Origin of the sequence: Streptomyces sp. NPDC047880 (assembly GCF_040706515.1) — a bacterium.
Taxonomy (GTDB): domain Bacteria; phylum Actinomycetota; class Actinomycetes; order Streptomycetales; family Streptomycetaceae; genus Streptomyces.
The window spans coordinates 21,771-30,415 of sequence record NZ_JBEZOK010000017.1 but is presented as its reverse complement, the minus strand read 5'-3'; the positions used below and the strand labels follow the sequence as shown (position 1 = coordinate 30,415).

Annotated in this window: 9 protein-coding genes and 1 pseudogene; 6 read left to right on the top strand and 4 right to left on the bottom strand. The window is 72.3% G+C overall.

Annotated features, from left to right (window positions below):
• Positions 1-33: 33 nt before the first annotated feature.
• Positions 34-126: pseudogene (locus tag AB0937_RS24215) on the bottom strand.
• A 175-nt stretch (positions 127-301) separates the two neighbouring features.
• On the opposite strand from AB0937_RS24215, the gene AB0937_RS24210 reads away from it, so the two are divergent.
• The 6 genes from AB0937_RS24210 to fabI all read left to right on the top strand — a co-directional run bounded on the left by AB0937_RS24210 (position 302) and on the right by fabI (position 5,681).
• Positions 302-1,297 (top strand): DUF2156 domain-containing protein, encoded by a 996-nt coding sequence (locus AB0937_RS24210; RefSeq protein ID WP_366714276.1) that lies wholly within the window; start codon positions 302-304, stop codon positions 1,295-1,297.
• Positions 1,298-1,470: 173 nt separating this feature from the next.
• On the top strand, positions 1,471-1,635 hold the full coding sequence (locus AB0937_RS24205; RefSeq protein WP_167537461.1) for a hypothetical protein: 165 nt from the start codon (positions 1,471-1,473) through the stop codon (positions 1,633-1,635).
• A gap of 245 nt (positions 1,636-1,880) precedes the next feature.
• Positions 1,881-2,984: an acyl-CoA desaturase gene (locus tag AB0937_RS24200; protein ID WP_366714275.1), complete on the top strand. Its 1,104-nt coding sequence runs from the start codon at positions 1,881-1,883 to the stop codon at positions 2,982-2,984.
• 182 nt (positions 2,985-3,166) lie between these two features.
• A complete protein-coding gene (locus tag AB0937_RS24195; RefSeq protein ID WP_366714274.1) occupies positions 3,167-4,591 on the top strand; it encodes an MFS transporter in 1,425 nt (474 codons plus the stop codon).
• Positions 4,592-4,593: 2 nt separating this feature from the next.
• A complete protein-coding gene (fdxA, locus tag AB0937_RS24190; protein ID WP_366714273.1) occupies positions 4,594-4,920 on the top strand; it encodes a ferredoxin in 327 nt (108 codons plus the stop codon).
• Positions 4,917-5,681 (top strand): enoyl-ACP reductase FabI, encoded by a 765-nt coding sequence (gene fabI, locus AB0937_RS24185; protein WP_030234948.1) that lies wholly within the window; start codon positions 4,917-4,919, stop codon positions 5,679-5,681. Before fdxA ends, fabI begins: the two co-directional genes overlap by 4 nt.
• A gap of 81 nt (positions 5,682-5,762) precedes the next feature.
• Here the strand turns inward: fabI and serS are convergent, their stop codons facing one another.
• From serS to AB0937_RS24170, 3 genes are all read right to left on the bottom strand, one after another.
• Positions 5,763-7,040: a serine--tRNA ligase gene (serS, locus tag AB0937_RS24180; protein ID WP_366714272.1), complete on the bottom strand. Its 1,278-nt coding sequence runs from the start codon at positions 7,038-7,040 to the stop codon at positions 5,763-5,765.
• A 141-nt stretch (positions 7,041-7,181) separates the two neighbouring features.
• On the bottom strand, positions 7,182-8,402 hold the full coding sequence (locus tag AB0937_RS24175) for a beta-ketoacyl-[acyl-carrier-protein] synthase family protein (protein ID WP_030234941.1): 1,221 nt from the start codon (positions 8,400-8,402) through the stop codon (positions 7,182-7,184).
• Entirely contained in the window at positions 8,402-8,632 is a 231-nt protein-coding gene (locus tag AB0937_RS24170; protein ID WP_366714271.1) for an acyl carrier protein, read from the bottom strand. The genes AB0937_RS24175 and AB0937_RS24170 overlap by 1 nt, the downstream gene beginning before the upstream one ends.
• Between the last annotated feature and the right edge of the window lie 13 nt (positions 8,633-8,645).

Below are 8,645 nucleotides of genomic sequence, written 5' to 3'. Positions count from 1 at the left end.
CTGGTGTGGCCGTTGGTGCGTGGCCGTTTTTCGCGGAGAGGGCAGGATTCGAACCTGCGTGGGCTTTGTGGGCCCGACCGTGAGATTGCTCCCTGGTCCCCGATGAGCCGCTCCGGGCACCTCTCCTCGTTCCCGGCTTCCGGTCTCCCGTGCCGTTCACGAGAACAACATTGGCAGGGAGGTCTGACAAAGCGCTGACGTTTCTCTGACTCGATCTGGGAATTCCCGTCCGGTCTTTTCCCGCACCTGCCCTCGATGCTCTACTCGGGACGACGGAAAACGCTCCCGAAAGGGGAAAACAATGACCGTGACCGCCATGGAGAACCCGGTTCTCGAGGCGATACGCACCCATACGTCAAGCGAGAATCCCAGCGCGTTCCTGGCCCTCAACAGCGGAAATGACGTCTTCACACTGCCCGGTGCCGACGGCGTCGTCGTGTACCGCCGCACGGGCCGGTTCGCCGTCCAGTTCGGAGGGCCCTTCGCCGCCCCCGACGACTACGACGCTCTCCTGGAGGCCTTCCGTCGGCACGTCCGCGACGAGGGCCGCACCCTGGTCGGCATCCAGCTCCAGCGTGCCGACGCCGAGCACTACGCCCGCCGCGGCTTCACCGTCAACCAGGTCGGCGCCTCCTGGGCCGTCGGCCTGCCCGACTTCACACTGCGCGGCACCCGCTTCATGCAGCTGCGCAACAAGATCTCCCGGGCCCGCCGCAACGGCCTGGTCGTCCAGGAGGTCCCCGCCGGCGACTGGCAGGACGCGATCGCCGCCATCGACCGGGCCTGGCTCGGCTCCAAGGGCGGCGCCCGGCAACTGGAGTTCCTGGTCGGCCAGATCGGCGGACCGGCCCAGGCACACCGCCGGCTGTTCACCGGCACCATCGACGGCAGCCCCGTGGCGTACATCTCCTACTCGCCGGTGTACGGCGGCCGGGCCGGCTGGATGCACGACCTGGGCCGGCGCGTCCCGGATGGCTCCCCGGGACTGATGGAGGCCATCAACGCGACCGCCATCGAGGTGTTCCGTTCGGAGGGCGTCGAGTGGCTGCACTTCGGCTTCACCCCGTTCACCGGCCTCGACGCCGGCCACGAGATCGACGGTCACAGCCCGGCGTTCCAGTGGCTGATGCACGCCCTGTGGGCCGAGGGGGCCGCGCTGTACCCGGCGCAGACCCAGCTGTCGTACAAGCAGAAGTGGGCTCCGGACGTGGTCATCCCGGAGTACGTCGCCTTCGACGGCCCGCAGGCCTCGCTGGCGTCCTTCGCCCACGTCTTCCGTGCCTGCAAGGCGTTCTGACGATCCGTCACTTGCCACGCCCGCAGCGGGGCACTCCGGACCGGCCGCGCCCGCAGCGGGGCACTCCGGACCGGCCGTGCCCGCGGCGGGGTGCGGCGTCGCGGCGCGCCGCGTCTCACCCTCCCCGCACCGCCCTCACGCATCACCCGTCTTACGGAACAGGAGAACCAGCGATGAGCGACAACGGACCCGACACCAGCACCGAAGTCCTCCAGCACACCGTGGTCGAGCGGCTGATGGCCGTCATCGGCGCGCCCGACGACGAGGACGTGGCGCGCGACGCGGACGCCGCCGTCCTGGCGCTCGACGAACGTCTGCGCGCCGAGTCCGCCGCCTGACGGCCGCCGCCGATCAGACCGGCATCAGTGGCACATCAGCGCGGCGCAGCACGCTGGACACGTGTTCGTCCGGTGGTCCCCCGGCGGAGTACCGCACTGTGCTCCGGCGTTCCCGGACCGCCGGGCGGGCACGCCCGCGCGTTCCCGACCGCCCGCGGGAGCACTGTCGACTCGCGGCGCCCGCAGGTCCGCGGGGCAGCGGCGCCGCCGCCCGAACCGGGCACTTCTCCCAAGGAGAGCAACGCATGCAGCGTCCGCACACACAAGAAGCCGGGGCAGCAGCCGCCTCCGCGGCCGGCCCGCGCACCGGCGCCTCGGCGACGTTCGCCGAGCTCCTCAAACGCGTCAAGGCGGAAGGTCTCCTGGACCTCGACCCGCGCTACTACGTGGGCCGTCTCGCGCTCAACACGACCCTGCTGCTGATCGGATTCGCCGCGTTCTTCGCCCTGGGCGACTCCTGGTGGCAGCTGCTGACGGCCCTGTGGATGGGGCTGTGCGGCGGCCAGTCGGCGTTCATGTGGCACGACGCCGGACACAAGGCCATGTTCCGCAGCAAGAAGGCCGCCTCCGCCGTCGGCTACATCCACGCCAACCTCGTCAACGGCGTCAGTTACGGCTGGTGGGTCAACCACCACAACCGGCACCACAGCAACCCCAACCACCTGGACAAGGACCCGGACATCGGTCGGCGCACCGTCATCTTCGACGTCAAGCAGTACCCCAGCCGGCGGGGCACGCAGAAGTTCGTCGTGCGCCACCAGAGCGTGCTGTTCTTCGTGCTGCTCGTCCTGGAGGGCTTCAAGATGCTCCGGACGGCCGTGGTGTCCATCGCGCAGGGCAAGACCAAGCGGCCCGTGCTGGAGTCGTTCCTGATCGTGCTGCGCGCCGCGGTCTACTGCGCCCTGGTCTTCACGGTGCTCTCGCCGGTCCTCGCCGTCGCGTTCATCCTCGTGCAGCACGCCGCCCTGGGCGTCTACTTCGGCATGATCTTCGCCCCGAACCACAAGGGCATGGACGTCCGCGACGGCGAGGAGGAGACCCTGGACTGGCTGGAGCGCCAGGTCCTCACCTCCCGCAACATCCGCCCGAACCCGATGGTCGACTTCCTCTACGGCGGCCTCAACTACCAGGTCGAGCACCATCTGTTCCCGGCCATGCCGCAGAAGCACCTGCCGCGCGCCCGGGAACTGACCCGCGCCTACTGCGCCGAGCGCGGGGTGCCGTACCACGAGGTCGGCTTCTGGGCGTCCTACCGGGAGGTCGCCTCCTACCTGCACGAGGTCAGTGAGCCGGTGCGGGCCGGGACCGTGGAGGAGGAGATCAGGCGCCGGGCAGCCCAGGCGGCCTGACCCGCCCCGCGCCCCTCGGCCGCCGCCGGTCCGGGACCCCCCACGCTCCGGTCCCGCACGGCCCCCGTAACCCCACGCGTCCACAGCCCCGGCCCCCGGGCCGCACGCCCGGGCCCGCCGTAGGCCCGGGCGGTTGCCTCACCGGAGTCCCTGAGAACCAGGAGTCCAAGGAGAGCCTCCCCATGTCCCAGACCACCACGGTGACGGGCGGTGTCACCGCTCCCGCCGCGATCGGGGTCCGCCTGGACCGCATGCCGATCACCCCGATGCACCGAAGACTCACCATGGTCATCGGCATCGGCCTGCTCTTCGACACGTTCGAGAACAACCTCTCGGGCACCATCGCCAAGGTGCTCCAGAGCGACTTCGCCTTCGGGGCGACCGAGCTCAAACTGGTCCTGGCCTCGGTGTTCATCGGCCAGTTCATCGGCTCGCTGGTGCTCGGCCGGATCGCCGACCGGTTCGGCCGGCGCCGGGCCTTCCTGATCAACCTCGCCATCTACTCGGGCTTCTCCCTGCTGGGTGCCTTCTCGCCGAACGCCGCCTGGCTGATCGTCACCCGCTTCATGGCCGGCATCGGCATCGGTGCCGAACAGGTGCTGTCCGACTGCTACCTGGCCGACGTGCTGCCCGCCGAGCGGCGCGGCCGGTACATCGCCTGGGCCTACACCGTCGCCTTCTGCGGGGTGCCCGCCGTCGGCTTCGCCGCGCTGTGGCTGGTGCCCCTGTCCCCACTGGGCATCGACGGCTGGCGCTGGCTGTTCGTGATCGGGGCGCTGGGCTCCGCCGTGGTGTGGGTGCTGCGCCGCCGGCTGATCGAGTCGCCGAGGTGGCTGGCCGCCCAGGGCCGCGCCGAGGAGGCCGAGCTGCTGGTGGCCGAGATGGAGAAGCAGGCCTACCCGGACCGTCCCGCGACGGTTCGCCCGGTGGCCGCGGACACCGCCGGACCGGTGGAACCGGCCGCGGTGCGCCACCGTGTGCGCGACGTGTTCGGGCGCGGCATGCGGCGCCGCACGGTGGTGCTGTGGATCTTCTGCGTGCTGTCCGTGGTCGGCTACTACGGTTTCGGCACGCTGGCCCCCCAGATCGTCGCGGCCAAGGGCTACGGCATCGTCGCGGGCATCGGCTTCACCGCGCTGTCCTTCCTGGGCTACCCGGTCGGTTCCGCGCTGGCCCTGCCGATCGTCGACCGGTTCGAGCGCCGGACGCTGGTCGCGGCCTCCGCGGCGGCGATGATGGTGGCCGGTCTCGGCTTCGCCTACGCCGGATCCCCCGCGCTCATCGTGGCGTTCGGCTTCGTCTACACCCTGTGCAGCAACGTCTTCTCCAGCGTCTCGCACGTGTACCTCTCCGAGCAGTATCCGACCGCGATCCGCGCCACCGCGTCCGGCGCCGCCTACTCGCTGTCCAAACTCAGCGCTGCCGCACTGCCGTTCGTCCTGCTGCCGGTCCTGGACTCGCACGGCCCCGGTGCCCTGTTCGGGGTCATCGCCGCGGCGATGGCGGCCCTGGCGGCGACCGTCCTGCTGCTGGGCGAGCGCACCACCGGGGCTCCGGTCGACGGCGTCCCCGGCCCCCCGACCACCCCTGTGACGAAGAGGAGCTGACGATGGCCTACGTCATCGCGCTGCCCTGCGTCGACGTCAAGGACCGCTCCTGCGTCGACGAGTGCCCCGTGGACTGCATCTACGAGGGCCGCCGGGCCCTGTACATCCACCCCGACGAGTGCGTCGACTGCGGCGCCTGCGAACCCGTCTGCCCCGTCGAGGCGATCCGCTTCGAGGACGACGTGCCCGCCGAGTGGGGCGACCACACCGCCTCCAACGCCGACTTCTTCGCCGAAGTGGGCTCGCCCGGCGGCGCCGCCGCACTCGGCGCCCTCGGCCACGACTCCCCGCTGGTGCGGGCCCTGCCCGAGGCGGTGACCCGGACATGAGCGGACTCCTCGCCGGCAAGCGGATCCTGGTGACCGGCGTCGTCACGGACGCGTCCATCGCCTTCCACACGGCCCGCATCGCCCAGGAGGAGGGTGCCGAGGTCGTCCTCACCGGCTTCGGGCGCCTCTCCCTGATCGAGCGCGTCGCCGGACGGCTGCCGAAGCCGGCCCCGGTGCTCGAACTCGACGTCACCGACCAGCGGCAACTGGACGGCCTCGGCGACCGGATCCGCGAGCACACCGACACCCTGGACGGACTGGTGCACTCCATCGCCTACGGGCCGCGGGGCGCCTTCTCCTTCCTGGACGGCGACTGGAACGACGTGTCGACCGCCGTGCACGTGTCGGCGTACTCCCTGAAGTCGCTGACCACGGCCTGCCTGCCGCTGATGGAGCGGCGCGGCGGCTCGGTGGTCGGGCTGACCTTCGACGCCGCGGTCGCCTGGCCGCGCTACGACTGGATGGGCGTCGCCAAGGCCGCCCTGGAGTCGACCAGCCGCTACCTCGCGAGGGACCTGGGCGGTCGCGGCGTCCGCTGCAACCTCGTCGCGGCGGGACCGCTGCGCTCCATGGCGGCCAAGTCCATCCCCGGGTTCGCCGACCTCGCCGGGGTCTGGGAGCACCGGGCCCCGGCGGGCTGGGACCCCACCGACCCGGACCCGGCGGCCCGCGGGGTCGTCGCCCTGCTGTCGGACTTCTTCCCGCGCACCACGGGGGAGATCGTGCACGTCGACGGAGGGGTGCACATGATGGGCGCCTGAGCCCCGGGCCGGGCGCGGCGAAGGGGCGGGAGCGGGTCGCGGACCCGGCTCCCGCCCCTTCGCGGTGGCACCCGCCGGCGCCTACGCGGTGTCCCCGCCCGGCAGGATCCGGCGGAAGCCGGTGTACGGGACGAGGGCCTCGGGCAGCACCACCGAGCCGTCCTCACGCACGCCCTGCTCCAGCAGCGCGGCGACCGTGCGGCCGATCGGCAGCGCCGAGCCGTTCAGCGTGACCGCGGGCGTCCTGCTCCCGTCGGGCCGCTTGACGCGGATGTCCGCGCGACGCGCCTGGAAGGTGCCGCAGTCGGAGACCGAGGAGATCTCCCGGTAGGAGCCGCTGCCCGGCAGCCACACCTCGACGTCGTAGGTCATCCGGGCGGAGAACCCGAGGTCGCCGGCCGGCAGCAGCACCACGCGGTGCGCCAGTTCCAGGCGCTTCAGGCACTCCTCGGCGTGGTTCACCATGAGTTCGAGCTGCGCCGGGGCGTCCTCGGGGGCGCAGACGCGCACCAGCTCCACCTTCTCGAACTGGTGCAGCCGCAGGATGCCGCGGGTGTCCCGGCCGTACGCCCCGGCCTCCGCCCGGAAGCACGGCGTGCAGGCGGTGAAGGCCAGGGGCAGCGAGCGGGAGTCCAGGAGCCGGCCGGCCACCAGGTTGGTCAGCGGGACCTCGGCGGTGGGGATCAGGAACAGCTCCCGCTCACCGACCTGGGTGCGGAACAGGTCGTCCTCGAACTTGGGCAGCTGCCCGGTCCCGGTCATGGTGTCGCGGTCGACCAGGAACGGCACCGACTGCTCGGTGTAGCCGTGCTCGCGGGTGTGCAGGTCGAGGAGGAAGTCGCGCAGGGCCCGCTCCAGTCGTGCCCCGGCCCCGCGGGCGACGGCGAAGCGGGCACCGGACAGCCGGGCCGCGGCCGGGCCGTCGAGGATGCCGAGGGACTCCCCGATGTCGGCGTGGTGGCGGGCGCCGTCCGCCGGACGAGGAGCGGGACCGCCCCGGCGTATCTCCACGGCCTCCTTCTCCGAGTCGCCGTCCGGGACCGCGTCCAGGGGGATGTTGGGGACGGAGAGCAGCAGCTCGGTCAGGTGTGCTGCGGCCGTGCGGGCGGCGGCCTCGGCCCGCTGCACCTCGGCCCGCAGCGCCCGGGCGGACGCTTTCTCCTCCTCGGTCGGCGGGCCGGAGCGGCGGGCCCTGGCCGTGCGGTTCAGCTCGGTGCGCAGCCGGGTCACCTCCGCCTGCGCGCCGTTGCGCTCGCGCAGGGCGTCGGCCAGCGCGGCAGGGTCGAGGTCGTGGCGGCGGCGGGCCAGCCGCCGTACGGCCTGCGGCCCGTCCTTCAGCAGTTCTTGGGGATCGTGCACGGTGGACTCCTGACGTGGGGCGGGGTGGGGTGGGATGGCCCGCGGACCGGCCGGGTGAGCGCCCTGCGGCCGGGTGCCGCACGGGAACAGCCGCCCGGCGGAGGTGCTCCGCGGGCGGCTGCCGGTACCTGTCCGGGCCGTTCAGGCCGGGGCGATGGCCAGGGCCGTGTTCTGGCCGCCGAAGCCCAGGGAGTTGCTCAGGGCGAGGTCGATGGGCATGTAGGTGGCGGTCTGGGCGAGTTTGATGTCGATCCTGGAGTCGGGCATGACGAGGTTGGCGGTGGGGGGCACGAGTTCGTGCTCGACGCTCAGCACGGTGAAGGCGGCCTCGACCGCCCCGGCCGCGCCGAGCAGGTGTCCGGTGACTCCCTTCGTGGACGTGACCAGCGGGTCCCCGCGCAGTGTCCGGCCGATCATGCGGGCTTCCGCCAGGTCGTTCAGCGGTGTCGACGTGCCGTGGGCGTTGACGTGCTGGACGTCGTCCGGGTCCGCGCCCGCGTCGGCGAGCGCGGCGCGGACGGCGGCCTCGATGCCCGCGCCGTCGGGGTGCGGCGACGTCATGTGGTGGGCGTCGGCGGTGGCGCCGTAGCCGATGATCCGGCCGTGCACATGGGCGCCGCGAGCGCGGGCGTCCGCCACCCGTTCCATGACGAGGATGCCGGCGCCCTCCCCGGCGACGAAGCCGTCCCGGTCGGCGTCGAACGGCCGGGACGCGGAAGCCGGGTCGTCGTGCCGCTTCGACAGCGCCCCCATCTGGGCGAAGCCGGCCATGACCAGGGGGGTGACCATGGCCTCGCTGCCGCCCGCGAGGACGATGTCGCAGCGGCCGAGGGCGAGCAGGTCCCGGGCCGTGCCGATGGCGGTCGCGCCCGAGGCGCAGGCGGTGGCCACCACCAGGTTGGGCCCGGTCGCCCCGAACTCGATGGCCGTCTGCCCGGCCAGCATGTTCGGCAGCTGCATGGGCAGCAGCAGCGGCGACACCCGGTCGGCGCCCTGCTCGCGCAGCACGTGGTGCTGTTCCTCGACGGTGCCCGGGCCGCCGTCCGCGCAGCCCAGCACCACACCCACCCGCGCCCCGTCCCACGTCTGCGGATCGAGGCCCGCGTCGGCCACCGCCTCGTGCGCGGCGACCAGCGCGAACTGGACGAACCGGTCCAGGCGGTGGGCCCGCCGCGCGCTCAGCAGGCGCTCGGGGTCGAAGCCGGGCACCCGGCAGGAGATACGTACGGGGTTATCCGTCAGCAGCGGATCGAGGGCGGCGGCCGGCCTGCCGTCGCAGACCGCCGCCCAGCTCGGCCCGACCCCGATACCACCCGGGGTGACCAGGCCGAGCCCGGTGACGGCGATGTCCATGCCCGCCATCAGACCTTCGCACTCCGCTCCTCCATCAGCCGGACCATGTCGGCCACGGTTTCCGCCTCCAGCAGGTCGTCGTCGCTGACGTCCATGCCGAGCTCGGACTTCAGCAGCAGCGACAGCTCCACCACGGCCAGCGAGTCGAGCTCGATGTCCTCCCGGGTGGCCTCCGGGGTGATGGCCTCGGGCGACACCTTGAGCTTGTTGGACAGGATTTCCTTGAGCTGCTCCAGCATGTCGGTTCCTTTC

Coding starts and splice junctions, on each gene's coding strand:
- fabI (WP_030234948.1), top strand. CDS start 4,917: ATGAGCGGACTCCTCGCCGGCAAGCGGATCCTGGTGACCGGCGTCGTC.
- fdxA (WP_366714273.1), top strand. CDS start 4,594: ATGGCCTACGTCATCGCGCTGCCCTGCGTCGACGTCAAGGACCGCTCC.
- AB0937_RS24210 (WP_366714276.1), top strand. CDS start 302: ATGACCGTGACCGCCATGGAGAACCCGGTTCTCGAGGCGATACGCACC.
- AB0937_RS24195 (WP_366714274.1), top strand. CDS start 3,167: ATGTCCCAGACCACCACGGTGACGGGCGGTGTCACCGCTCCCGCCGCG.
- AB0937_RS24175 (WP_030234941.1), bottom strand. CDS start 8,402: ATGGCGGGCATGGACATCGCCGTCACCGGGCTCGGCCTGGTCACCCCG.
- AB0937_RS24170 (WP_366714271.1), bottom strand. CDS start 8,632: ATGCTGGAGCAGCTCAAGGAAATCCTGTCCAACAAGCTCAAGGTGTCG.
- AB0937_RS24205 (WP_167537461.1), top strand. CDS start 1,471: ATGAGCGACAACGGACCCGACACCAGCACCGAAGTCCTCCAGCACACC.
- AB0937_RS24200 (WP_366714275.1), top strand. CDS start 1,881: ATGCAGCGTCCGCACACACAAGAAGCCGGGGCAGCAGCCGCCTCCGCG.